Origin of the sequence: Protaetiibacter sp. SSC-01, from assembly GCF_014483895.1 — a bacterium.
In the GTDB taxonomy this organism is placed as follows: Bacteria; Actinomycetota; Actinomycetes; order Actinomycetales; family Microbacteriaceae; genus Homoserinibacter.
Map to the genome: position 1 here is coordinate 1,611,287 of NZ_CP059987.1, position 25,485 is coordinate 1,636,771.

General features: G+C 71.7%; 17 protein-coding genes and 4 tRNA genes. 10 read left to right on the top strand and 11 right to left on the bottom strand.

Annotated features, from left to right (window positions below; translation table 11 throughout):
- Window positions 1-11 precede the first annotated feature (11 nt).
- From H4J02_RS07660 to H4J02_RS07690, 7 genes are all read right to left on the bottom strand, one after another.
- Entirely contained in the window at window positions 12-3,398 is a 3,387-nt protein-coding gene (locus H4J02_RS07660; protein ID WP_187674053.1) for a S8 family serine peptidase, read from the bottom strand.
- A gap of 226 nt (window positions 3,399-3,624) precedes the next feature.
- On the bottom strand, window positions 3,625-5,580 hold the full coding sequence (thrS, locus tag H4J02_RS07665) for a threonine--tRNA ligase (RefSeq protein ID WP_187674054.1): 1,956 nt from the start codon (window positions 5,578-5,580) through the stop codon (window positions 3,625-3,627).
- A gap of 46 nt (window positions 5,581-5,626) precedes the next feature.
- Window positions 5,627-7,798: an acyltransferase family protein gene (locus H4J02_RS07670; RefSeq protein WP_187674055.1), complete on the bottom strand. Its 2,172-nt coding sequence runs from the start codon at window positions 7,796-7,798 to the stop codon at window positions 5,627-5,629.
- 68 nt (window positions 7,799-7,866) lie between these two features.
- The gene (locus H4J02_RS07675; RefSeq protein ID WP_187674056.1) at window positions 7,867-8,130 is read right to left on the bottom strand and encodes a hypothetical protein; all 264 of its coding nucleotides are present in this window, start codon (window positions 8,128-8,130) and stop codon (window positions 7,867-7,869) included.
- Between the two features lie 72 nt (window positions 8,131-8,202).
- A tRNA-Val gene (locus H4J02_RS07680) sits at window positions 8,203-8,277 on the bottom strand.
- Window positions 8,278-8,311: 34 nt separating this feature from the next.
- A tRNA-Cys gene (locus H4J02_RS07685) sits at window positions 8,312-8,382 on the bottom strand.
- A gap of 54 nt (window positions 8,383-8,436) precedes the next feature.
- Window positions 8,437-8,509 (bottom strand) — tRNA-Gly (locus H4J02_RS07690).
- 135 nt (window positions 8,510-8,644) lie between these two features.
- On the opposite strand from H4J02_RS07690, the gene H4J02_RS07695 reads away from it, so the two are divergent.
- A tRNA-Val gene (locus tag H4J02_RS07695) sits at window positions 8,645-8,720 on the top strand.
- A gap of 12 nt (window positions 8,721-8,732) precedes the next feature.
- Here H4J02_RS07695 and H4J02_RS07700 read toward each other — a convergent pair.
- Both H4J02_RS07700 and H4J02_RS07705 read right to left on the bottom strand, forming a co-directional pair.
- Window positions 8,733-9,779, bottom strand: coding sequence for a hypothetical protein (locus tag H4J02_RS07700; protein ID WP_187674057.1), 1,047 nt, complete (start codon window positions 9,777-9,779; stop codon window positions 8,733-8,735).
- A gap of 96 nt (window positions 9,780-9,875) precedes the next feature.
- Entirely contained in the window at window positions 9,876-11,096 is a 1,221-nt protein-coding gene (locus H4J02_RS07705) for an ammonium transporter (protein WP_187674058.1), read from the bottom strand.
- 212 nt (window positions 11,097-11,308) lie between these two features.
- On the opposite strand from H4J02_RS07705, the gene H4J02_RS07710 reads away from it, so the two are divergent.
- Window positions 11,309-12,451: a Na+/H+ antiporter NhaA gene (locus tag H4J02_RS07710; protein WP_187674059.1), complete on the top strand. Its 1,143-nt coding sequence runs from the start codon at window positions 11,309-11,311 to the stop codon at window positions 12,449-12,451.
- Here the strand turns inward: H4J02_RS07710 and zapE are convergent.
- On the bottom strand, window positions 12,441-13,451 hold the full coding sequence (gene zapE, locus H4J02_RS07715) for a cell division protein ZapE (RefSeq protein ID WP_187674060.1): 1,011 nt from the start codon (window positions 13,449-13,451) through the stop codon (window positions 12,441-12,443). The genes H4J02_RS07710 and zapE overlap by 11 nt on opposite strands.
- A 137-nt stretch (window positions 13,452-13,588) precedes the next feature.
- On the opposite strand from zapE, the gene H4J02_RS07720 reads away from it, so the two are divergent.
- The 3 genes from H4J02_RS07720 to H4J02_RS07730 are packed head-to-tail and all read left to right on the top strand — an operon-like array spanning window position 13,589 to window position 15,690.
- The gene (locus tag H4J02_RS07720) at window positions 13,589-14,488 is read left to right on the top strand and encodes a sulfurtransferase (protein WP_187674061.1); all 900 of its coding nucleotides are present in this window, start codon (window positions 13,589-13,591) and stop codon (window positions 14,486-14,488) included.
- A 39-nt stretch (window positions 14,489-14,527) separates the two neighbouring features.
- The gene (locus tag H4J02_RS07725) at window positions 14,528-14,965 is read left to right on the top strand and encodes a SufE family protein (protein ID WP_187674062.1); all 438 of its coding nucleotides are present in this window, start codon (window positions 14,528-14,530) and stop codon (window positions 14,963-14,965) included.
- On the top strand, window positions 14,962-15,690 hold the full coding sequence (locus H4J02_RS07730) for a dihydrofolate reductase family protein (protein ID WP_187674063.1): 729 nt from the start codon (window positions 14,962-14,964) through the stop codon (window positions 15,688-15,690). Before H4J02_RS07725 ends, H4J02_RS07730 begins: the two co-directional genes overlap by 4 nt.
- Here H4J02_RS07730 and H4J02_RS07735 read toward each other — a convergent pair.
- Window positions 15,657-16,883 (bottom strand): S9 family peptidase, encoded by a 1,227-nt coding sequence (locus H4J02_RS07735; protein ID WP_262405979.1) that lies wholly within the window; start codon window positions 16,881-16,883, stop codon window positions 15,657-15,659. The genes H4J02_RS07730 and H4J02_RS07735 overlap by 34 nt on opposite strands.
- 67 nt (window positions 16,884-16,950) lie before the next feature.
- Between H4J02_RS07735 and H4J02_RS13895 the strand changes: the two genes are divergently transcribed.
- From H4J02_RS13895 to H4J02_RS07755, 5 genes are all read left to right on the top strand, one after another.
- Window positions 16,951-17,556 carry a DUF3000 domain-containing protein gene (locus H4J02_RS13895; protein WP_397420123.1) on the top strand — a complete coding sequence of 202 codons (606 nt, stop codon included), beginning with the start codon at window positions 16,951-16,953 and terminating at the stop codon, window positions 17,554-17,556.
- The gene (locus H4J02_RS07740; RefSeq protein WP_222942152.1) at window positions 17,549-18,778 is read left to right on the top strand and encodes a ribonuclease D; all 1,230 of its coding nucleotides are present in this window, start codon (window positions 17,549-17,551) and stop codon (window positions 18,776-18,778) included. The genes H4J02_RS13895 and H4J02_RS07740 overlap by 8 nt, the downstream gene beginning before the upstream one ends.
- 147 nt (window positions 18,779-18,925) lie before the next feature.
- Window positions 18,926-20,104 carry a thiolase family protein gene (locus tag H4J02_RS07745; protein WP_187676484.1) on the top strand — a complete coding sequence of 393 codons (1,179 nt, stop codon included), beginning with the start codon at window positions 18,926-18,928 and terminating at the stop codon, window positions 20,102-20,104.
- A gap of 2 nt (window positions 20,105-20,106) precedes the next feature.
- Window positions 20,107-22,263 (top strand): 3-hydroxyacyl-CoA dehydrogenase NAD-binding domain-containing protein, encoded by a 2,157-nt coding sequence (locus tag H4J02_RS07750; protein ID WP_187674065.1) that lies wholly within the window; start codon window positions 20,107-20,109, stop codon window positions 22,261-22,263.
- A gap of 348 nt (window positions 22,264-22,611) precedes the next feature.
- Window positions 22,612-25,482, top strand: coding sequence for a helix-turn-helix transcriptional regulator (locus H4J02_RS07755; RefSeq protein ID WP_187674066.1), 2,871 nt, complete (start codon window positions 22,612-22,614; stop codon window positions 25,480-25,482).
- Window positions 25,483-25,485: the final 3 nt, after the last annotated feature.

The window sequence follows — 25,485 nt, forward strand, 5'->3', positions numbered from 1 at the left end:
CCGCACCCGCGTCACTTCACGCGGATCTTCGTCACCTCGATCGGGACGGTGTCGATCGCGTCCGATCGCAGCGTCGCCGAGGTCGACCACGTGCCGCGCAGCAGACCCTTGACCGTGTAGTCGAAGGTCACGACACCGCCCGCGGTCGGGGGGCTCGTGCGCACGACGTACGCGGACTCGGTGTCGACGTCGGAGAGGCTCACGCCGCTCGTGCCGTTGCGGTTCTCGGCTCCGGCGAGCCACCCAGACGCGGTGTCGGGCGTGAGCTCGCCGCCGTAGGTCATCCAGTTGTTCTCGGTCGCGCCGAGCTGGATCCAGACCTGGAACGAGTTGCCGTCACCGCCGCTCCACGCGTGGATGTCCTCCCAGTCGACGACGAGGTACTGCGTGCCCGTGTCGTCGCTGAGCGTGCCCACGCGGATGCCGCCGCCGTCGGCCGGGTTGAGGTCCGTCCAGAACGGCGCGATGACGTTGTTCGGCGTCGCGGGGTCCGGGAAGGATGCCGGCGGCTCGTACTCGACGTCGCCCGCCGTGCCGCCGCCGATCACGACGTAGCCGTTCGAGACGACGCCGATGCGGTCGTACACCTCGCCGCCGTAGACGAAGCTCGGCACCGTGAAGTTGACGATGCTCTCGTCGCCGACCCCGGCCACGGGCGCGATCCCGAAGTCGGAGAGCGGCAGGTAGCCGCCGCTCACCGTCTCAGCCGGGTCGACCGCGTCGATCGCGTCGATCGTCGGCGGCAGGGCCGCGGTGAGCGTGCCCTTCCACGTCGCGCCGAGCGCGTGCTTCTTCGCCGGGGCCGTCACCTTCGTGACGTGCAGGACGGGGTTCGCGAGCACGTCGATCGTGGCCTGCACATCGACGGGCAGCGAGCTCGACGCCGTGACGGTGCACGTCGAGGTGCCGTTCCGCTTGATCTCGGTCGGCTCGCACGACTGGGCGAGCGACAGCGACGCCTCCCCGACGTTGACGGCGACCGGCAGCACGACGGCGTTGCCGCCCCTGCGCGGCGTGAGCACCAGCTGACCCTCGTGCCATCCGTCCGCCGCCCCGATGCCCGTGATGAGGATCGTGAGCTTCTTCGACGAGCCCGCGGCGAGCGTGAACGACGAGGGGCTCACGAACGCCTGCACGCCACCCGAGATCGACGAGCTCGCCGAGAACGTCTGCGGCGAGCCGGTGACGTTCTTGACGGTGCGCGTGACGACGACCGCGCCCGGGAGCGGGTCGATGAGCACGCTCGGGATGTTGAGGTCGTTCCGGCTGAGCGGGTCGGCGGCGCTCGCCGCGAACCGGTCGGCCGTCTCGCTCACTGTCAGCACGGGTGCGACCGCACGGTCGGCCCGGATGCTGCCCGCGCCCCGGTCGAAGACGCCCGCGGGGCTCCCGTCCGCGTTGACGACGCTCTGCACCGACGAGGTCATGAGCGCCGACTTGACCTGACCCGGCGTCCAGTCGGGGTGCGCCGCGATGACGAGCGCCGAGACGCCCGCCGCGTGTGGCGACGACATCGAGGTGCCCGCGATCGCCTGATAGAGCTCGCCCTGCGGGCCCGTCGCGACATCCGTCGACTCGGGCGTGTGACCCGCGAGGATCTGCACGCCCGGCGCGGTCACGTCGGGCTTGAGGAACTCGCCGATGGGTCCGCGCGAGCTGAAGCCCGCCATGACGTCGCCCTGCGCGGGCGCCGCCTGCCCCTCCGCCCACGTCGCCGTGATGTCGGGGTGACCTGCGAGGAACGCGAGCAGCTCGTCGTTCGGCCCTTCGAGGTGGATCGTCGGGAGGAAGTGGTTGTCCGTCTCGACATCGCTCGCCGTGGGGTTGTAGAGGATCATGCCCTCTGCGCCACCCTGCGCGGCGTTGTAGCCCTTCTCGACGCGGCCGTTCTCACCGCGCTCGCAGACCACGACGTAGCCGCTGAGCGAGCCCTCCGGGAACGGCTCCAGGCAGCGCGCGCCGCCCGTATAGCCGGGCACGACGGCCGCGAGCACGACGGGCGTGTCGGTGACCCCCTGCGTGAGCGTCGAGCCCTCCTTCGCGTACGTCGCGCCGTCGCTCGAGGTGAGCGTGAGGGTCGAGGCGTACTGCCGGTCGTAGGTCGAGGCCGCGACCGTCGTGACCCACGGTCCCGCGTGGTTCGCCGTCGAGGCGCCCGGGCCATCGTTGCCGGCCGAGGCGTTCACGGCGATGCCCGCGGCGTACGCGTCGAGGAACGCGAGCTCCACGGGGTCCGTGTAGACCGACGCGGAACCGCTGATCGAGTAGTTGATGACGTCGACGCCGTCGATGATCGTCTGCTGCACGGCGGCGAGCAGGTCGGAGTTGTAGCCGCCGCCGGGGCCGAGTGCGCGGTAGGCGATGACGGATGCGCCCGGTGCGATGCCGCTCACGGGGCCGCGGTCGACGCCGAAGACGGGCGCGCTGTCGACGTAGGAGCCGGCCGCGGTCGTCGCCGTGTGCGTGCCGTGGCCGTCGGAGTCGCGCGCGGAGCACTCGCCGCCGGAGCAGAAGTCCTCCTCGCCGATCTCGTTGAGCGCGGCGTAGGTGTCGAGGAAGGCGTACGCGCCGACAAGCTTGTCGTTGCAGGCGAACGCCGGGTCGCCGCCGTCGCCGAAGTCGCAGTCCCACGGGCCGCCGTCGGGACGCGGGATGCCGTTGTCGGCGAGCATCGGGTGCTCGGGCCAGATGCCCGAGTCGATGACGCCGACGATGACGCCCTGGCCGGCGAGGTCGCGGCCGCCGAGCGAGGGCCACACGGCGTCGGCGCCGATGAACGTGCTCGCGTCGTTGTCGATCGTGCCGTCGCCGGCCGCGACCGCCGCGCCGCTCGCGCCGACCGCCGCGACGGATGCCGCGAGCGACCCGCTCTCCGACGACGGGAGGCGGCGCAGCGCGTTGTCCTGCACGGCGGCGACGCCCTCGACGCCCAGGATCGCCTTCGCATCACGTGCCTGGACGGTCATCGAGAGCCCGCCGTACGCCACCGCGTACGTGCCCAGGCCCTTCGCGCTCGGCACAGCGGCGGTGATCGCCGCCTGCGTCTCGGCGAGCACGCTCTCGACGTGCGCCAGGTACTTCTTCACCGCCGCATCCGAGAGCGAGAGCTCCTTGCCCGTGACCGACGGGCTCGTCGCCGCGAAGCCGTCGAGGTCGCCCGTGTAGGAGGCGACCGGGTCGACGTCGACCTTGATCATGACGGGCACGACCGCCCCGTCCGAACGGGCGAGCAGCGCCTGGTCGCTCTCGGCGAGCTGACCGGTCTTCGTGCGCGCGCCCTCCTGCGGTGGTCCCTCCGGACTCACGCTCGTTCCGGTGAAGCCGGACCCCGGATCGGCTGCGTACGCGGGTGCGGCGACCGCCCCCACGACGAGCGCCGATGCGGCGCAGACGGACACGAGGACAGATCGACGAGAGCGCATGCTTCCCCTCCGCGGATGGTGGTGCGGTGTGCGGCGCCACTACCCCCTTACGCGGGTAGACCCCCCTGTCTGGGCGACGCCCGATCGACACCGTAGCCGCCGCTCGGAGCGCAGCGCTAGAGCGGATCACGCACGAATGCCGCGTCTGTGCGCACGGGAAGTGCGCGCCCCGCGAGCAGACGCGGGAAACGTGCTCGTGAGGTCAGACCTGCGCGTGCGTGTCGATCGCGTCGCGGATGCGGCGCACGGCCTCGTCGACCGGCACGCCGTTGTCCTGGCGGCCGTCGCGGAAGCGGAAGCTGACCGTGCCGGCGTCGCGGTCCTGGCTGCCCGCGATGAGCTGGAACGGCACCTTCATGAGGGTGTGCGTGCGGATCTTCTTCTGCATCCGCTCGTCGCTCGCATCCAGCTCGGCGCGCACGCCCTCGGCGCGCAGTCGGCCGATGATGTCGCCGAGGTAGTCGGCGAACTCCTCGGCCACGGGCACACCCACGACCTGCACGGGCGAGAGCCACACCGGGAACGCGCCCGCGTAGTGCTCGAGCAGGATCGCGAAGAAGCGCTCGATCGAGCCGAAGAGCGCCCGGTGGATCATGATGGGGCGCTTCTTCTGGCCGTCGCGGTCGGTGTACTCGAGCTCGAAGCGCTCCGGCAGGTTGGGGTCGACCTGCACGGTCGAGAGCTGCCACGTGCGGCCGATCGCGTCGCGCGTCTTGAGGTCGATCTTGGGGCCGTAGAACGCCGCCTCGCCGGGCATCTCGGTGAGCTTGAGCCCCGAGGCCTTTGCGACGTTGCGGAGCGCGTTCGTCGAGTACTCCCAGAACTCGTCGGATCCGATCCACTTCGACTTCTCGTCGTCGCGCATCGAGAGCTCGAGCTCGAAGTCGTCGAGCCCGAAGTCGCGCAGCATCGAGATGACGAACTCGAGGACCTTGGTCGCCTCGTCCTCGAGCTGCTCGGGCGTCACGAAGAGGTGGGAATCGTCCTGGGTGAAGCCGCGCACGCGCGTGAGCCCGTGCAGGGCGCCCGAGAGCTCGTTGCGGTACACGGTGCCGTTCTCGGCGAGCCGCATGGGCAGGTCGCGGTAGCTGCGCGCACGCTCCTTGTAGATGAGGATGTGCATCGGGCAGTTCATGGGCTTCAGGTAGTAGTCCTGGCCCTGCTTCGTGACGTTGCCCTCGTCGTCGCGCTCCTCGTCCATGACGATGGGCGGGAACATGCCCTCCTTGTAGGTCACGAGGTGGTTCGACTGGAGGAACAGGTCCTCCTTGGCGATGTGCGGCGTGTACACGTAGGTGTAGCCGGCCTCGACGTGACGACGGCGCGCGTGCTGCTCCATCTCCATGCGGATGACGCCGCCGCGCGGGTGCCAGACCGAGAGGCCCGAGCCGATCTCGTCGGGGAAGCTGAAGAGGTCGAGCTCCTTGCCGAGCTTGCGGTGGTCGCGCTTGGCGGCCTCCTCGAGGCGCTCGAGGTACGCGCGCAGCTCGTCCTTGCTCGCCCACGCGGTGCCGTAGACGCGCTGCAGTTGCGGGTTCTTCTCCGAGCCGCGCCAGTAGGCGGCGGCCACGCGCATGAGCTTGAAGTGGCCGAGCGCGCCCGTGTTGGGCACGTGGGGGCCGCGGCAGAGGTCCTTCCAGACCGTGTTGCCGTCGCGGTCGACGTTGTCGTAGATCGTGAGCTCGCCTGCCCCGACCTCGACGCTCTCGCCGTCCTTGCCCGACTCGGCGCCGCCCTTGAGTCCGATGAGCTCGAGCTTGTACGGCTCGTTCGCGAGCTCGGCGTGCGCCTCGTCCTCGCTCACGACGCGGCGCACGAAGCGCTGGCCGGAGCGGATGATGCGCTCGGCCTCCTTGGTGATGGCGCCGAGGTCGTCGGGCGTGAAGTGCTCGGCGACGTCGAAGTCGTAGTAGAAGCCGTCCTGCACGGGCGGGCCGATGCCGAGCTTCGCCTCGGGGTTGATGCGCTGCACCGCCTGCGCGAGCACGTGCGCCGTCGAGTGGCGGATGATGGCGAGGCCGTCGGGCGAGCTCGCCTCGACGGGCTCCACGGCATCCGTCTCGGTGACCGCCGTGGCCTTGTCCTTGAGCTCGCCGTTCACGCGGATCGCGATGACGGCGCGGTCGGGGAACAGGTCGAAGCCGGTCTGCGCGCTCATTCCCCCAACTTTAGTGCTGGCGGAGGATCGTTCCGTCCGCGGGGACCTAGGCTCGGCGCCCGACGTCGGGAAGGTCCGGGTGGACGCTGAGGAGGGCCGTGCGCATGACCGCCGCGAGGCGGGCCGAGAACTCCGCGCTCAGGTGGTGGCTGTCGATGCGGATCGCGGTGCCGTCGACGCTCCAGGGGCACATGGAGGCGGGCGTGCAGACCCACGAGCGCGTATCGATGTAGGGGACGTCTGCGGCTGCCGCCGCGGCTCGTTCGGCCGACGCCTGCCTCCACCAGTCGTCGCTGATCGGGACGCGGCACCGTGTTCCGCCCGGCTCGAAGTCGGCCGAGCCGCAGCCCTCGGTCCCGAGGGGCGGAGCACCGACCACGACGACAGGAGCGCCGCCGCGGGAGAGCGACGAGAGGGTTCGCATCATCCCGGCCTCCCACTCGGCTCGGGCGGCATCGCCCGACGCGCCGCTCACGAGACGAGCGAGCGTGCGCGTCGAGTTCGACACGAGCACGAGCTCCGGCTCGGCCGCGACGGCCCCCGCGATGAGATCGGCGCGTATGGCGGCACACTCTTCCGCCCACGCTGGATCGGTCGATCCGACGGTGTACGCGGGCACATCGGCCGCGGGGCACGCGCCGCGCGTCGCAGTCACGATCCGCCACTCCGCACCCAGCGCATCCCGCACGGCCGGCAGCCAACTGGCGGCGATCGAGTCCCCGAGGATGACGGCCGAGTGCGGGGCGTCCGGGTCGCCGACCACGCACGCGGCCTCCCATCCGGCGACCGTGACGCACGCACCCGACTCTGCATACGCAGGGGTGGCCGCGTCGGCGAGAGCTGCCGTGTCCATCGGCAGCTGCGTCCATGAGGCCGACGACGTGAGCGCCGCCCGAAGAGCGGCGAGGTCGGGGTAGACGCCGGGCGCGTCGACGTAGCGGTCGGTGCCCGTCGTCGGCGCGGCGGGAATCGACGGTGGCGCCGACGGGGACGCGAGGGATGCGGTCCGAGATCGTCCTATGGCCGCAGCTCCGAGCGCCCCCGCCCCGAGGGCCGCGATGAGCACGATCGCGATCACGGCGGCCCACGGCGTGCGCTGGCCCCAGCGCTGCCACGGCTGCTCGAGCACGTGCTTCATGACCCACGCAGCGATGAGCGAGGCGAGCACGATCGTGACGCCCTCCTCGATCGTGAAGGTGCGACGGTTCTGCAGGATCGCGAGGGCCGAGATGACGGGCCAATGCCACAGGTACAGACCGAAGGCGAGGCCGCCGAGCCACACGGCGGGCCGCGAGCCCAGCAGCCGGTGCGCACCGACGGGCGATGCCGAGTTCGCGCCGACGAGCACGAGCGCCGTGCCGAGCACGGGCCAGACGGATGCGATGCCCGGGAACCACGGATCGAACTCCCCCAGGAAGCCGAGCCCGACCACCATCGCGAGCCCCAGCCATCCGAGCACCGCGCCCCACAGCCGGTTCGGCACGAGCCGCGCGCCGAGCAGCGCCAGCAGGGCGCCGACCCCGAACTCCCAGATGCGGGCGGAGGTGTCGAGGTAGGCGATCGGCTGGTCGCGGAGGGTCTCGACGACGCTCCAGGTCCACGAGGCGAGCGTGAGGGCCGCGATCGCCGTCGTCGCCGCGCGCAGCCGTCGGGTCGCGCTGCTCCCCCGGCGCAGCCCGAGCGCGAGCACGGCGACGAGCGCGAGCCACACGAGGTAGAACTGCACCTGCATCGAGAGCGCCCAGAAGTGCTCGGCGGGGTTGAGCAGGCGATCGGCCGAGAGGTACCCGTCGGTCGCGAGCGCGAGGTACCAGTTCTCGCCGAAGAGGGCCGCCCATCCGGCTCCGCGCAGCACGTCGGAGGCGAGCGACGGCCGGGCCTCGAGCAGGATCCACGTGCCGACGACGATCGTGCCGAGCACGAGGAGCGCCGCCGGGATGAGGCGCGCGCCGAGGCTGCGCAGGTAGCGGATCGCGCCCACCTCGCCCGTGCGCACCCAGCGGATGACGAGCGTGACGGTGATGAGGTATCCCGAGACGACGAGGAAGACGTCGATGCCGCCCGAGATGCGCCCCCACCACAGGTGCGACGCCGCGACGAGGAGGATCGCGACCGCGCGCAGACCCTCGAGCTCCGGCCGGTAGGGGGCGCGGAATCCGGATGCGGCGGGCGCCGCCCGTGGCTCGTCGCCCATGAGAGCGGGAGCGGCCACGGTCATGACCTCATGGTGCGCCAGAGCGCGACCCGCTCGCGCGATCGCGCGCGGCGCGTCCGCGAGCGCTCGGGTTAGTCGGCGCGCGGACCTCGGTCGTCGTCCGCGTCGGGGTCCGTGTCGGGCTCGCCTTCCGCGTTCGCGGCGCCTCCCTTGCGAGCCCCGTCGAATGCGGGCCCGAGCGCGACACCGATCGCGACGCCCATGCCGATGCCGACGCCGATGTTGCCGAGTGCCACGCCGAAGCCCGCGCCGATCGCCAGGCCGATCGCGATCCCGATGGCGAGCCCCGAACCGGCGTTGCTACGGGGTTCGGGCTTCTCGTCGTTCTCGCTCATACCGGCAACCTAGGAACGGCGCCGGGAGCACGCCTCCGCCCCAAGACGGAGATGCAGGAGGAAGACAAGTGGTGGTGGGCGATACTGGGATCGAACCAGTGACCTCTTCCGTGTCAGGGAAGCGCGCTACCGCTGCGCCAATCGCCCGTCTCCGAGGCTCGCGCTTCGGTTTCGGTGAGTGAGGTGGCGACGGGATTCGAACCCGTGTGGACGGCTTTGCAGGCCGCTGCCTCGCCTCTCGGCCACGCCACCAGGTGTGCGGTCTGTGCACTTGGTAGTGCAGCGGACCGTGAGACTCCTAACTCGAGCGGATGACGAGACTCGAACTCGCGACCCTCACCTTGGCAAGGTGATGCGCTACCAACTGCGCTACATCCGCGTTGCTCACCGTTTCCGGTGTGCGTCATTGACTGTAGCCGATTCCCGCGCGACGTCAAAACCGGGACACGCTCACGTTACGGAGGCGGTCGAGTGTGCGGAACGGCCCCTCCGGATATGGCAGGATGGTCGTCGCGGGCGATTGGCGCAGTTGGTAGCGCGCTTCCTTCACACGGAAGAGGTCATCAGTTCGAGTCTGGTATCGCCCACCAAGAAACCCCCGGTCAGCCGGGGGTTTTCTCGTTTCGCGGAGCTGTCGCATCCGGTGCTCGACGCGCGTCGCGCGCGAGCAGCCAGCTCGGCACGCTCAGCACGAGGCCGAGCGCCGCAGCGGATGCGAAGGCCGCCACGGGAGGCAGCAGCGCCGCTATCCGGCCGGTGAAGACGAATCCGATCGTGTCGCCCGTGATCGCCGGTGCGAGGTAGCCGATCGCCGTCGACGCGAGCACGACGAGGGCCCAGTGGCCCGCACGCCCGCCCGACGAGAGTCGGCGCGATCCGTAGACGACGGCAGCAGCAGCGCCCGCGAGCACGCCCACGACGAGCGACCAGGGGAACGATATCCCCGCGACGCCCGGCACGATCGCCACGAGCCCCGCGAGGGCGCCGTCGGCGGCCGAACGGACGGGATGCCGGGGCGTGCCCTTCAGCAGATCGACGAGCAGCCATCCGGCCGCTCCCCCGGCCGGCGCGACGACCGCGGCGAGCAGGATTCGCGGCGTGTACGCGTCGATGACGCCCTCGAGGCTCGCGAGCCACACGACCGCCGCGAGCCACACGACGAGCGCCGGGAGGGCGAAACGCGCCCAACCCTCGCGGACCCCGGATGACGGCGCACGCCACGCGGGCAGCACGGCGGCCGCCGACGTCACGAGCAGGGCGAGCGCACCGCCGAAGTCCTCGGCCCGGCACTCGCTCGCATCGCAGCCGGCGAGCACGAGCGGCGGAACGACCGACGCGACAGGGAAGACGATCCCGGCCCACGTCAGCACGAGTGCCCACGCGACTCCCCCGCGGCCCGGAGCGACCTCCTGGGCGGCGCCGCCCAGGAGCACGGAGACGGGTCCTGCGGCGAAAGCCGACGCGAGCAGGTACGACGTCGTCTCCGCGCCCGTGACGGCGCCGAGAGGCACCACGACGGCCGCTGCGACGGCTGCGGCGGCGAGGGCGCGCACGACCGCCGCCGAGCGCCGGGGTGGGCGCAGCATCCGCACGAGGCCGGCCGTCATGATGGCGCACGCGAGCGCCGAGACGAGCAGCAGTTCGGGCACAACGCCTCCGGTCCGGGTCGAGCACGTCGGTCGCTACGACGATACGGGGCGCCGCCTCCGGAGAGACGGCGCCCCGCGCCGGTTCGAGGATGCCGATCAGTCGGCCAGGACGTAGCCCTCCTCGCCGTGCACGACCGTGTCGACGCCGGCGAGCTCGTCCTCGCTCTTGATGCGGAAGCCGATCGTCTTCTCGATCGCGAAGCCCACGATGAAGGCGACGACGAAGGAGTAGAGCATGACGGCGACCGCGGCGACGGCCTGCGACGCGAGCTGACCGAAGTCGCCCGAGAACACGAGGCCCGTGTCGATGGCGAAGAAGCCGAGGTACAGCGTGCCGATGAGGCCGCCGACCATGTGGATGCCGACCACGTCGAGCGAGTCGTCGAAGCCGAGCTTGAACTTGAGCTCCACCGCGAGGGCGCAGAGGGCACCCGCCACGACACCGAGCACGAGGGCCCAGATCGGGTCGAGGTTCGCGCACGACGGGGTGATCGCGACGAGACCCGCGACGGCACCCGAACCGGCGCCGACCGAGGTGGCCTTGCCATCCTTGAGCTTCTCGACGACCAGCCAGCCGAGCACCGCGGCAGCGGTCGCACCGAGCGTGTTGATGACGATGAGGCCGGCACCCGTGTTCTCGGGGCCGAGGAGGCCGAACGTGCCCTCAGCACCGGTGTTGAAGCCGAACCAGCCGAACCACAGGATCGACGCGCCGAGGAGCGTGAGCGGCACGTTGTGCGGCTTCTGGATGCCCTTGGCGAAGCCGATGCGCTTGCCGAGCACGAGGGCCAGCGCGAGGGCCGCGGCACCCGCGTTGATGTGGACCGCGGTGCCACCGGCGTAGTCGATGACGCCCGGGAGGCCGGTCTCGGCGCCCCAGTTGAGGATCCAGCCGTCGCCCCACACCCAGGCCGCGACCGGGAAGTACACGAAGGTGGCCCAGATGCCGGCGAAGATCAGCCACGAGCCGAACTTCGCGCGGTCGGCGATGGCGCCCGAGATGAGCGCGACGGTGATGATCGCGAACGTCGCGCCGAACGTCGCGCCCACGAGGGTCGCGCTGTCCGCGCCGTTCACGAAGCCGAAGTTCTCGAACGGGTTGCCCGAGAAGGCGAAGGTGCCGCCACCGAGGGTCATGTTGAATCCGTAGAGGATCCAGAGCACGCTCACGAGGCCGAGGGCCCCGAAGCTCATCATCATCATGCTGACGACGCTCTTGGCCTTGACAAGACCGCCGTAGAAGAAGGCGACGCCGGGGGTCATGAACAGGACGAGTGCCGTCGCTGTGATGGACCAGGCGAAGTTGCCGCTATCCATGTGGTTGTTACCTCTCTCGTTGCATCGGACCGATGCGGTGGGAACCGCCGGATCCTTCGGGTACGGGGAAGAGTCTGGGGACGCGACGTTTCCGTTCGACGCGTGCGGTGTTTCGCGAGTGTTACGGCGGCGGCGCACATGTAAACATCACGTTTCCTGCCGCTGCCGCTTTCCCGCGAAACGACCCCGTAGACGCATGAAAGGGTTGAGGGATGCAGCTTTTCCGCTCGGAACGCACCGCCGCCCTCGTGCTCGCGGCAGCCGCCGCGGTCGGTCTCGCGCTCGCGAACAGCCCCTGGGGCGAGGCGATCATCGGCCTCCGCGACGCGCATCCGGCGACCGGCATCACGGTGCTCGACCTCTCGATCGGCCACTGGATCGCGGATGGGCTGCTCGCGATCTTCTTCCTCGTCGCGGCGATCGAGCTGCGGCACGAGCTCACGCACGGCGAGCTCGACACCCCGCGCAAGGCCCTCGCGCCGGCGGTGGCCGCGACGGCGGGGGTCGTCGTGCCGGCGATCGTCTTCCTCATCGTCGTGCGCGAACCCGCGCAGGCGGCCGGATGGCCGATCCCGACGGCGACGGACATCGCGTTCGCGCTCGGCGTACTCGCCCTCCTCGGTCGCGGTCTCCCCCGGCGGGTGCGCGCGTTCCTGCTCGCACTCGCCGTGCTCGACGACCTCATCGCGATCGGCATCATCGCCGTCTTCTTCACGCGCGATCTCGAGCCGCTCCCCCTCCTGCTCGCCGTGCCGCTGATCGCGGCGTTCGGCTGGCTCAGCGCACGGCGGCGCCCTGCGCACCCGTGGCGCGGCATCCTGCTCGCCGTGCTCGGCGTCGCGTCGTGGGCGCTCGTGCTGCAGTCGGGCGTCCACGCGACGATCGCGGGCGTCGCGCTCGGCCTCGTCTACGCGCCGAAGCCCGCCGGGCGCGTGCGGCACGCCCTCGAGCCCGCGGTCAACGGCCTCATCCTCCCCGTCTTCGCCCTGAGCGCCTCGATGGTGCGCATCCCCGAGGTGCGGGAGGGGGGACTCGAGCCGGTGTTCTGGGGCGTGCTCATCGCGCTCCCGGTCGGCAAGCTCGTCGGGATCACCGCCGGCGCCCTCCTCGCGCGCGGGATGGTGCCGAGGGGCGAGCGGCGCGCAGCGCTGCGGCTGCCCGAGGTGCTCGTCGTCGCGACGCTCGGCGGCGTGGGCTTCACGATCTCACTGCTCATGGGTGAGCTCGCCTTCCGCGGCTCCGAGGAGCTCATCGCCTCGTCGACCCTCGGCGTGCTCACGGGATCGCTCATCGCGATCGTGCTCGGCGGCGTCACGACCGCCGTGGTCGCGCGCCGCGCGCGGCTCAGCTCGTGAGCGCGATGAGGCGCGACACGGCGCGCAGATACTTCTTGCGGTAGCCGCCCGCCATCATCTCGGCCCCGAACACCTCGTCGAGGGGGACGCCGGAGGAGACGATCCGCACCTGCTCGTCGTAGAGGCGGTCGACGAACGCGACGAAGCGCAGCGCATCCGCCTGGTCGACGAGCGTGCGCACGCCGCGCAGCCCGACACCCGCGAGCCCGTCGACCATCCGCACGTAGCGGGACGGGTGCACGCGCGAGAGGTGCTGCAGGAGGGCGTCGAAGTCGTCGACCGTCGTGGACCCTCCGAGCTCGGCGAGCACGGGCTCGATGCGGTCGGCCTCGGTCACGGCGGCGTGGCCCTCCACCTCGCGGCGGCGGTAGTCGAGGCCGTCGATGCGGACAATGTCGAAGCGGTCGGAGAGCGCCTGGATCTCGCGCAGGAAGTCGACGGCCGCGAACCGCCCCTCGCCGAGGGCGTTCGGAGGCGTGTTCGACGTCGCGGCGATACGCGTGCCATCGCCCGCGAGCTCGCCGAGCAGGCGCGTCATCATCATGGTGTCGCCCGGGTCGTCGAGCTCGAACTCGTCGATCGCGACGAGCGAGGCGCCGCGCAGGAGCGACACGGCGTTCGCGTAGCCGAGGGCGCCCACGAGAGCCGTGTACTCGATGAAGGTGCCGAAGTACTTGCGACCGGGTGCGCGGTGCCAGAGCGACGCGAGCAGGTGGGTCTTGCCGACGCCGAAGCCGCCGTCGAGGTAGATGCCGGGTTTCGCCTCGGGCGCCTTCCGCCGACCGAACAGGCCGCGACCGCCTCCGCCTCCGCCGCGCATGGCATCCGAGAACGCCCGCACCTTCTCGACCGCCTCGGCCTGCGACGGGAAGTCGGGATCGGGCCGGTAGCTCTCGAGCGTCGCCTCGGCGAACTGCCGCGGCGGCACGAGCGCGGCCGCCATCTCGGCACCCGTCATCTCGGGGGCGCGGTCGAGGAGCGACGCGGGATGCTGCGGCATGCGGGTCCTTCGGCTGGCCTCGCGGGCCGTGACGGGGGCGGCGACGACGTGTGTCGAACTCTTACGGCACACCAGCGCCGAGGGAGGCGGATGCCTACCCTGGACAATGGAAAGCCTACCCGCAAGGAGATACCGCCATGGCTGTCGAGACCGACCCGAATCCCGCCTTCAGCTCGTTCGCACACCCCGAGCGCCTCGTGAGCACCGAGTGGCTCGCCGAGCACCTGGGAGAGCCGGGCCTCGTGGTCGTCGAGTCCGATGAAGACGTGCTCCTCTACGAGACCGGCCACATCGAGGGCGCCGTCAAGATCGACTGGCACACCGACCTCAACGACCCTGTGCTGCGCGACTACCTCGACGGCGCGGGCTTCGCGAAGCTCCTCGGCGGCAAGGGCATCTCGCGCGACGACACCGTCGTCATCTACGGCGACAAGAACAACTGGTGGGCCGCCTACGCCCTGTGGGTCTTCACGCTCTTCGGCCACGAGGATGTGCGCCTCCTCGACGGCGGCCGCGCCAAGTGGGAGGCCGAGGGCCGCCCCTACACGACCGAGGTGCCCGTGCGCGAGAGCGTCGAGTACCCCGTCGTCGAGCGCGACGACAGCGCCGTGCGCGCCTTCAAGGAGGACGTGCTCGCGCACCTCGGCAACCCGCTCATCGACGTCCGCTCCCCCGAGGAGTACGTCGGCGACCGCACGACCGCTCCCGCCTACCCCGAGGAGGGCACGCTGCGCGCGGGCCACATCCCGAGCGCCCAGAACGTGCCGTGGGCGAAGGCCGTCGCCGAGGACGGATCCTTCAAGACGAAGGAGGAGCTCGACGCCATCTACCGCGACGGTGCCGGTCTCAAGGACGGTGATAGCGTGATCGCCTACTGCCGGATCGGCGAGCGCTCGAGCCACACCTGGTTCGTGCTCACCCATCTTCTCGGCTTCGAGGGAGTGCGCAACTATGACGGGTCGTGGACCGAGTGGGGCAGCGCCGTGCGCGTCCCGATCGTCAAGGGCGCTGAGCCCGGCACGGTCCCCGCGCGCTGAGCGCGTGACCGCGCGCCGCACGCGATCGGCGGTGGCGTCGTGAGCGCGGCGCTGCCGGCGAAGCTCGCCGAGATCCGCGACGACTTCCTCGCGCTCGAGGTGCCCGACCGGCTGCAGCTGCTGCTCGAGTTCTCGCACGAGCTCCCCGAGCTGCCGGAGCGCTACGCCGACCACCCCGACCTGCTCGAACGCGTCGAGGAGTGCCAGTCGCCGGTCTACATCTTCGTGGAGATCGACGACGACCGGATCGTGCACCTGCACGCGACGGCGCCCCGCGAGGCGCCCACCACGCGCGGCTTCGCGTCGATCCTCGTGCAGGGTCTCGCGGGCCTCACGGTCGAGGAGGTGCTCGCCGTGCCGTCGGACTACCCGCTCACGATCGGGCTCACCGAGGCCGTGAGCCCGCTCCGCATCCGGGGCATGACGGGTCTGCTCGGACGGGCCCAGCGGCAGGTGCGCGAGAAGACGGCGGCGTGATCCTCCGACCGGTGCATCCGGCCGCCGGGGAGGCCATCCCCGTCGGCGAGCCCGAGACGCGCGAGCGTCTGCGCGAGCTGTACCGGCGCGACGACGGCGCCCCCGGCATCCGTCTCAACCTCGTGGCGAGCGTCGACGGCAGTGCGCGCGGCGACGACGGCACCTCGGAGACGCTCTCGAGCCGCGCCGACCGCGCCGTGCTCGGCGCCATCCGCGCGGAGAGCGACGTCGTGCTCGTCGGCGCGGCGACCCTGCGCGCGGAGGGCTACCTGCTCCCCCGTACGGCGCGCCTCGCCGTCGTGACGGCATCGGGCGACCTGAGCGGCGCGTCGACGGGCGGCGCGACGGATGCCGACCGCCTGCTCGTGCTCGGGCCCGGCTCGGCGGGAGCGCGCGTCGCGGAGACGCTGCCCACGCCGCACACCTTCGTCGAGCTCCCCGCCGGCACCGACGGCCGAGTCGACCTCGCCGTCGCGCTCGACGCCCTCGCGGAGGTGGGCGCGCCGCGCATCGTGTGCGAGGGGGGCCCTGCTCTCGCGGCCGAGCTCATCGCCGCGGGACTCGTCGGGGAGGTGTGCCTCTCGACGAGCCCGCGCCTCGTCGGCGGCGGGCTCCCCGTGCTCGGCGGCGTGCCGCATCCGGCGATCGACCTCGAGCTCGCGAGCCTCCTCGTCGACGACGCGGGCGGGCTCTACGCGCGCTGGCTCGTGCCGTCTGCCCGCTGATCGCCCGCGGATGCCGCCGAGGCATCGAGCGCCTCGAGCCAGTTGACGATCGCATCCTCCCAGCGCGTGCGGTCGTAGTTCCACAGCTTCGTGTGGCGCGCGATCGTGAACTCCTCGAAGGTCACGATGTCGGGGCGCGCGGCCGCGAGGGCGATCGACGCCGTCGCGGGCACGAATCCGTCGTCGACGCTGTGCAGGAGCAGGATCGGGCGGTCGAGCTCGGCGGCGCGCGTCACGAAGTCGAGGCGGCCGAGGTCGAGGGGCTCGGCGAGACCCGTGACGACGCGGCCCCAGCGCGAGCGGATGATCGTGTAGACGCCCCAGCGCACGATACCGGGGAGGCGGCGCATGCGGGCCTGGAAGTCGAGCGTCGTGATCCAGTCGACGACGGGCGATTCGAGCACGACGCCCGTGACGAGCGCCGAGCGCGGGGAGCGGGTGAGCGCCTGCAGCACCGTGGCACCGCCCATCGACCAGCCCATGAGCACGATCTCGCGCGCGCCCCGGGCGATCGCGTACGCCATCGCGGCGTCGACATCCACCCACTCCCGGTCGCCCAGCGCGTAGCGGTAGTCGGGGCTGTGCGGCGCCTCTCCGTCGTTGCGGTACGAGACGACGAGCGAGTGGTAGCCCGCGTTGCGGAAGGGCACGATGCCGCGGAGGGTCTCGGCGCGCCGCACCGCACGCCCGTGCACCTGGATGACCCAGCGCTCCGACTGCGTCGCGGGCGGGATGTGCCACGCGGGCGCCGGGCCGAGCGGCGTCGTGATCGTGACGTTCTCGTAGGGCACCCCGAGCTCGCGCGGCGTGAGCCAGAACCAGCCCGAGAACCGCCCCCGGCGCGACACCGCGATATCGCCGAAGTCCACGCCCAGGAGCTCGCGCGTGACGCCGTCGCGATCGGTGCCGACGATCTCGCCGACACGCGCGTGTCCCGTGTCGCCCGAGAACCAGAGGCTGTAGTCGCCGGGGAGCAGGGAGTCCGGCGTCGCCGAGAGGCGGATGCGGCGGGCCACGAGATCGACGTCGAGGATGCGGATGTCGTCGTCGCGTCGCGAGGGCGGGATGAGCACGGTGCGGGCGACGAGCGCGCTGAGCACCGCGATGACGGCTGCGATCGTCGCGCCCAGGCCGAGCGCGGTCCAGACCGCCGCGAGAAGCGGCGATCGACGCGTACCCCGACGTCGCGGCACGGCGACCTCCCCTCCGGCGACGGCGTGGCATCGCTGCGCCCCTGTCCCAGAATCCTAGGCTTCCCTCGTGACCACCCCCGAGTCCGGCCCCGGCGACGCCGGCGTCCCCGCGGAGTTCGCGCAGGCCGTCGCGTCGATGCGCGCCGCGCAGCCGCGCGCGGAGATGGAGGTCGTCGAGATCCCCTCTCCCTCGGGGCTCGCCCCGCACTCCTTCGCGCTCGCCGCCGACGTGCGGCCCACGGTGCACGGCATCGACTCGGTGCTCGGCACCGGCAGGTTCGTGCTCCTCTACGACCCCGAGGAACCCGAGGCGTGGGGCGGCGCCTTCCGCGTCGTCGCCTACGCTCAGGCGCCCCTCGAGACGGAGATCGGCGTCGATCCCTTCATCGCCGAGGTAGCGTGGTCGTGGCTCGTGGACGCGCTCGACGCCCGGGGTGCCGCCTACAGCGCCCCGTCCGGGACAGCCACGAAGGTGCTCTCGGCCGGTTTCGGCGAGCTCGCGGGCCAGGGCGACTCGGCGCAGCTCGAGCTGCGCGCATCGTGGTCGCCCGAGACGCCCGACGTCGGCGCCCAGGTCGAGGCCTGGTGCGACCTGCTCTGCATGCTCGCGGGACTCCCGCCGTCGTCGGACGCCGTTTCCCTGCTCCCCCACCGACGGGTTCCACGTGACTGACGCTCCCTCCCTCCCCACGGCCGATGCCGACCACCCCGAAGTCCACGTCATCGACACCCGTGAGGAGTACCTCGAGGCCGTCCGCGCGCTCGCCGGCGGCACGGGGCCCTTCGCGGTCGACGCGGAGCGCGCATCCGGCTTCCGCTACTCGCAGCGCGCCTACCTCATCCAGGTCTTCCGCCGTGGCGCCGGCGTCCACCTCTTCGACCCGCCCGCGATCGGCGACTTCTCGGAGCTCCAGGAGGTCATGAGCGGCGAGGAGTGGATCCTGCACGCCGCGAGCCAGGACCTCGCGTGCCTGCGCGAGGTCGGCCTCGACCCCGCGACCATCTTCGACACCGAGCTCGGGGCGCGCCTCGCGGGGCTCCCCCGCGTCGGCCTCGCGACGGTCGTCGAGGAGCTCCTCGGCATCCACCTCGCGAAGGCGCACTCCGCGGCCGACTGGTCGACGCGTCCGCTCCCCCAGGGCTGGCTCGTCTACGCCGCGCTCGACGTCGAGCTGCTCCCCGACCTGCGCGACCGCATCGCCGAGCTGCTCGTCGCGGCCGGCAAGGGGGAGATCGCGCGCCAGGAGTTCGCCGCGGTGCTCGAGAAGGAGACGCCCGTGCGCCTCGAGCCGTGGCGCCGCCTCTCGGGCATGCACTCGCTGCGCACCCCGCGTCAGCTCGCGATCGCACGCGCGCTGTGGACGGCGCGCGACGAGCTCGCGCAGCAGCTCGACAGCGCCCCCGGTCGCCTCGTGCCCGACCTCGCGCTCGTGGCCGTCGCGAAGGCGCAGCCGCAGAGCAAGCGCGACCTCGCATCCCTCAAGGACTTCACGGGCCGCGCGAGCCGCCGTGAGCTCGACCGCTGGTGGGCCGCCGTGGAGGCGGGCGTCGCGGATCCCGAGCCCCCGAGCATGCGCGGCACGGGCGACGGGGTGCCCGCGCCCCGGGTCTGGGCGGAGAAGAACCCCGAGGCCGATCGCCGCCTCAAGAAGGCCCGCGCCGCGGTCACCGCGCGCGCCGAGGAGCTCGCGATCCCCGTCGAGAACATGCTCACGCCCGAGACCCTGCGCCGGGTCGCGTGGGCCCCGCCCGCCGAGGTCACACGCGAGTCGATCGCCGCCGCCCTCGCCGAGCACGGCGCCCGCCCGTGGCAGTTGGAGGAACTCTCCGGACTCTTGGCCGATGCGTTTGTCGAGGCGCGCCAAGCGCCGGGCGCCGCCCCCGCGGAGGCGTAGTAGCTTCCGTCGAACGATTCGGGCCGCTCGCTGTAGGTCTGCATAGGATCGACACGACACCCGGGTGCGTATTCGCGCGCCCGCAACCGTCCCTCGAAATGTGGAGGCATCGTGGCCCATTCGCCCTCGGCTCACCGCTCGGACGTCGTGTTCGTCGACGGGGTGCGTACCCCGTTCGGACGCGCCGGCGAGAAGGGCCAGTACTGGAACACCCGCGCCGACGACCTCATCGTCAAGGCGATGATCGGTCTCCTGGAGCGCAACCCCAACCTGCCCAAGGAGCGCGTCGACGACGTCGCGATCGCGGCGACGACGCAGCAGGGCGACCAGGGCCTCACGCTCGGCCGCACCTCCGCGATCCTCGCGGGCCTCCCGAAGACCGTCCCGGGCTACGCGCTCGACCGCATGTGCGCGGGCGCCATGACGACCGTCACGACGATCGCGGGTGCCATCGCCTTCGGCGCCTACGACATCGGCATCGCGGGCGGCGTCGAGCACATGGGTCGCCACCCGATGGGCTTCAACGCCGACCCGAACCCGCGCTTCCTCGCGGAGAAGCTCGTCTCGCCCGACTCGCTCAACATGGGCAACACGGCCGAGCGCCTGCACGACCGCTTCCCGCAGCTCACGAAGGAGCGCAGCGACCGCTACGCCCTCGCGAGCCAGCAGAAGGTCGCCTCGGCGTACGCGGCGGGCAAGATCCAGCCCGACCTCGTGCCCGTCGCCATCAAGACGGACAGCGGATGGGGCCTCGCCACCCAGGACGAGGGCATGCGCCCCGAGACCACCATGGAGGGCCTCGCGGGCCTCAAGACCCCGTTCCGCCCCCACGGCCGCGTGACGGCCGGCAACGCCTCGCCCCTCACCGACGGCGCGACCGTGTCGCTCATCGCGAGCGCGGAGGCGGCCGCCGAGCTCGGCCTGCCCGTCAAGATGCGCATGGTCTCGTTCGCGTTCGCCGGCGTCGACCCCGAGGTCATGGGCATCGGTCCGATCCCGTCGACCGAGAAGGCCCTCCGCAAGGCCGGCCTCACGATCGACGACATCGGGCTCTTCGAGCTCAACGAGGCGTTCGCCGTGCAGGTGCTCTCCTTCCTCGACCACTTCGGCATCGACGACGCCGACCCGCGCGTCAACCCGTGGGGCGGCGCGATCGCGATCGGCCACCCCCTCGCGTCCTCGGGCGTGCGCCTCATGATCCAGCTCGCGCGTCAGTTCGAGGAGCACCCGGAGGTGCGCTACGGCCTCACCGCGATGTGCGTCGGCCTCGGCCAGGGCGGCACGGTCATCTGGGAGAACCCCCACTACGGAAAGGGACGGAAGTGACGATGAGCAAGCTGCCCGACTACAGCGCATCCGACTTCTCGAAGCTCGTCGCACTCGACCCCGACGAGGTCGTGACGCACTCGTTCGTGCGCGACATCCGCCTTCCGAGCGGCAAGACGATCGCTCTGCTGACGCTCGACAACGGACGCGACTACAACCGCCCGAACACCCTCGGCCCGGCGACCCTCACCGAGCTCGGCGAGCGTCTCGACGAGCTCGCGGCGCGGGCCGCCGCGAAGGAGATCGACGCCGTCGCCGTCACCGGCAAGCAGTACATCCTCGCCGCGGGCGCCGACCTGTCGCGCGTGGGAGAGATCGAGGACTACGAGACGGGCCTGCTCATGGCCCAGCTCGGTCACAAGACCCTCGGCAAGCTCGGCGAGCTCGGCGTCCCGTCGTTCGTGTTCATCAACGGCCTCGCCCTCGGAGGCGGCGTCGAGATCGCGCTCAACGCCGACTACCGCACGATCGACTCGTCGGTGCCGGCCCTCGCCCTGCCCGAGGTCTTCCTCGGCATCATCCCGGGCTGGGGCGGCGCGTGGCTGCTGCCGAACCTCATCGGCATCGAGAACGCCCTCGAGGTCGTCATCTCGAACCCGCTCAAGAACAACCGCATGCTCAAGGGCCCGCAGGCGTTCGAGCTCGGCATCGCGGATGCGATGTTCGGCCCGGCGAACTTCCTCGAGGACTCTCTGCGCTGGGCCGACGGCGTGCTCACGGGTGCGGCGAAGGTCAAGCGCCCGAACGAGCCCGGCAAGCTCGAGCGCCTCGCCAAATGGGATGTCGCGATCGGCATCGCGGAGAAGACGCTCAAGAGCCGCATCGGCCAGGTCGCCAAGAGCCCCTACACGGCGCTCGAGCTGCTCAAGGCGGCGAAGAACACCGACAAGAAGGCGGGCTTCCTCGCCGAGGACAAGGCGCTCGCCGACCTCATCTCGGGCGACCAGTTCCGCGCATCCATCTACGCGTTCAACCTCGTGCAGAAGCGCGCGAAGAAGCCCGCGGGCGCGCCTGACAAGGAGCTCGCCCAGAAGGTCACGAAGGTCGGCGTCATCGGTGCGGGCCTCATGGCGAGCCAGTTCGCGCTGCTCTTCGTGCGTCGCCTGCAGGTGCCTGTCGTCATCACCGACCTCGACCAGGCGCGCGTCGACAAGGGCCTCTCCTACATCCACGGCGAGATCGACGAGCTGCTCGGCAAGGGCCGCATCGACTCCGACGAGGCGAATCGCCTCAAGGCGCTCGTGACCGGCACGACCGACAAGGCCGACTTCGCCGACTGCGACTGGGTCATCGAGGCCGTCTTCGAGGAGCTCGCCATCAAGCAGGACGTCTTCGCCGACGTCGAGCAGTACATCTCGCCCGAGGCGATCCTCGCGACGAATACCTCGTCGCTCTCGGTCGAGCAGATCGGCGCGAAGCTCAAGAACCCCGAGCGCCTCGTCGGGTTCCACTTCTTCAACCCCGTCGCGGTCATGCCGCTCATCGAGGTCGTGAAGACGCCGCAGACGACGGATGCCGCCCTCGCGACCGCGATGGCGACCGCCGCGAAGCTCAAGAAGACCGCCGTCATCACGAGCGACTCCCCCGGCTTCGTCGTCAACCGCGTGCTCGCGAAGGTGCTCGGCGAGGCGATGCACGCCGTCGAGCAGGGCGCGTCGTTCGAGGACGTCGTCGAGGCCGCGCGCCCCTTCGGCCTCCCGATGGACCCGTTCGTGCTGCTCGACCTCGTGGGGCTCAAGGTCGGCGCCCACGTGCTCGACACGCACCACAACGCGTTCCCCGAGCGGTTCTTCGACAGCCCCGCCCTCCACGAGCTCGCCGAGTACGGCGCGATCTTCGAGAAGGACGCGAAGGGCAAGATCAAGGGCTACGACAAGAAGGCGATCGAGATCGTCAAGAAGCACCGTCCCGCGGACGCCGTGGCGCTCACCCCCGAGCAGCTGCGCGACCGTCTCGAGGTCGGCCTCGCCGACGAGATCCACCGCATGCTCGAGGACGGCGTCGTGGCCGCGGCGGAGGACATCGACCTCTGCATGATCATGGGCGCGGGCTGGCCGTTCCAGATGGGCGGCGCGACGCCGTACCTCGACCGCGTCGGGGCGAGCGAGAAGGCGTTCGGCGGCACGTTCCACAACCCGCCCATCCGCGGAGTCCGCTGATCGACTGAGGTAGCTCAGCACAGCGCCTGAGGTAGGCCGTCCGGAGAAATAGGGCATCGTCCCGATCCGGGCGGCCTACCTCATTCACGACGCTGGAGTCATGGATATCGGCAGCAGCTCTCGCATCTGGATCTCTGACTCCCGCGACGTCGACCTGGCGGTCGCGGCCGAGCGCGCTCGCGTCGCTGCGGAACGCGTCGCCTCGGATCGCGGTGACGCCGCGGGCGGGAACCTCCTGTCCCGCCTGCGGCGTCGCCTGCCCCTCCGCCTTCACCCGGTGACGCGCTGAGCGCCGCCGCCGCGGCTCGCGGCCCTGCCCGTGACGCACGCGGGTGGCACGATGAGGGGGTGCGCATCCCGTCCGTCTCCCCCATGGTGGGCCGCGACGCCGAGCTGGGCGCCCTCGAGGCGGCGCTCGACGACGCGCGCGGCGGCACCCCCCGCCTCGTCGTGGTCGGTGGCGAGGCCGGCATCGGCAAGTCGCGCCTCATCGACGAGTTCTCGAGCACCGTCGGCGACGAGGTCGTGATCGCGCGCGGCCAGTGCGTCGAGTTCGGCACCGTCGGCATCCCGTACGCTCCGCTCGTGGGCGTGCTGCGCGACCTCGTCGCGGCCGTCGGGTCGGATGCGGTCTTCAGCGCCGCGGCGGGCGGTGCGCCGACCCTGCGTGGGCTCGTGGAGGCGAGCACGCCCGTCGAGCGCGACGAGCGCCTCGGCGCGGAACGGCTCGACGAGGTCGTGACGACGATCCTCGAAACCCTTTCCGAGGCGCGCGACGTGGTCGTGGTCATCGAGGACGTGCACTGGGCCGATCCCGCGACGCTCGACGTGCTGCGCTTCCTCGCCCGGATGCTGCGCGGCGGTCGGCTGCTCGTCGTCGTGAGCTACCGTAGCGACGACGTGGGCCGCGGCCACCCACTACGGGGACTCCTCGCCGAGTTCGAGCGCAACCGGCGCGTCACGCGCGTGCTCCTCGACCGGCTCCAGGTCGGCGACGTGCGGCGACAGCTCGAGGCCCTGCTCGGGGCGAGGCCGCATCCCGAGCACGTTCGCGAGGTCTTCCAGCGCAGCGAGGGTGTGCCGTTCTTCGTCGAGGAGCTCGTCGACTACGGGGCGGGCGCGCCCGTGCCCACCACTCTGCGCGAACTGCTGCTCGCACGCTACGAGAACCTCACCTCGCAGGCGCGCCTCCTCGTCCGCGTGCTCGCGGCCGGCGGCGGCGCGGTCGACCACGGCCTGCTCGCCGAGGTCGCGCGGTTCTCCCCCGACGAGCTCGACACGGCGCTCCGCGAGGCGATCGACGCGGGCGTCATCGTCGTCGCCGGGCGCGGCTACGACTTCCGGCATGCGCTCGTGCGCGAGGCCGTCGTGGACGAGCTGCTGCCCGGCGAACGGGCCGAGGTGCACGCGCGGTACGCCCGAGCGCTCGAATCCGGCGACGTCGACCCCGCGGGCCGTGCCGCCCGGGCGGTGCTCGTCTCCGCGCACTGGCTCGAAGCGCACGACCTCGAGCAGGCCTTCCGGTCGTCGGTCGAGGGCATGCGCCTCAGCCGCACGGCGTTCGCGTACGCGAGCGCTGCGCAGCTCGGCGAGCGAGCCCTCGCCCTGTGGGATCGCGTGACCGACGCGCAGGCTACGGCGGGCATCGGCCACGTCGAACTGCTCGACCTCGTGGCGCGCTCGTGGCGCAGCGCCGGCGAGCCGACACGCGCCGTCGCGACGATCGAGCAGGCGCTTGCGGAGTCCGATCCGAACGACCGCGCCGCCCACGCGCGGCTGCTGCGCAACAAGGCCCTCATGCTCGACGCCGAGGGTCGCGCCGAGGCCCTCGCGACGCTCGAGCAGACCCTCGAGATGCTGGGCGACGCCGAGGAACCCGCACTCCGCGCCAACGTGCTCGCCGAGATGTCGAGCAAGTACATGCTCCGGGGCCACTCGGACAAGGCGATCGCCGCCGCGACCGAGGCGATGCGGATCGCGCCTCCCGACGCGCCGCGAACGCGCTCGATCGCCGCCAACGTGCGCGCCGGCACCTTGGTCCACCTCGGGAGGGTCGACGAGGGTCTCGCCGACTACGAGCTCGCGCGCCGCGAGGCGGGCGACGATCGCGACGCGCGTCTGCGCTACCACGTCAACTTCTCCGACACGCTCTACCTCCTCGGCCGCTACGCCGAATCGATGGAGGTCGCCCTCGAGGGAGTCCGGATCGCCGAGGCCTCGGGCGTCGCCCGCACCTCGGGCGCGATCCTCGCCCTCAACACGGTCGACCCGCTCTTCGCCCTCGGCGAGTGGGACCGCGCCGACGAGCTCGTCGAGAACTCGCTCGGCCTGGATCCCCCCGCCGTCTTCCGCGTGTACCTGCGGCGCGCCCGCATCCGCTCGGTGCTGCGGCGCGGCGACCCCCGCGCGGCGCTCTCGCTCTTCGAACGTTGGGCCCGGCCCATGCGTCAGCTCGCCGAGTTCGAGGATCAGGTGGCGGCCGGCCTCGCCCAGGACATGTCCGACGTCCACCTCGCCCTCGGCGACCTCGACGGCGCCTGGGCCTGGGCGGGCGCCCTCGTCGAGCGCGATCGACTCGCCTCGCCGCCCTGGGAGCTGCCCCTCGCCCCCACGGTCGCCCGCATCGTCGCGCGGCGACGGATGCTCGCAGGCGACAGCGGCGTCGGTGCGGATACCGTGGATCGGCTGCGGTCGGTGATCGAGCGCGACGCCTGGCCGACCCGGCCCCTGTGGGCCGCCTTCGCCGAGGCGGAGCTCGGAGGCCCGAGCGGGGCGGGCGACGACGTCGAGCTGTGGCGCGAAGCGTGCCGACTCGCCGAGGCGCCCGAGGCATCCGTGCTCACGCGGCTGCTCATCGAGCAGGGCCTGGCGACGGCGCTCGTGCGCACGGGTGACCGAACGGCAGCGGCCGACGTGCTCGTCGCCCTGCGCGATCGCTCCCACGCGCTCGGCGCCGGCCTGCTCGTGCGCGAGGCTGGCGAGCTGTTGGCATCCGCCGGTCTCGCCCGCGGCGAGTCCGCCTCGAGCGACCCCGAGGAGCTGACCGCTCGCGAGCGTCAGGTGCTCGAGCTCATCGCGGAGGGACTCAGCAACGGGCAGATCGCCGAGCGGCTCTACATCAGCCGAAAGACCGTCTCGGTGCACGTCTCCGCGATCCTGCGGAAGCTGGGTGCGGCCTCCCGGACGGAGGCCGCACGCCGCTACCTCGCGCGCGGCTGACCC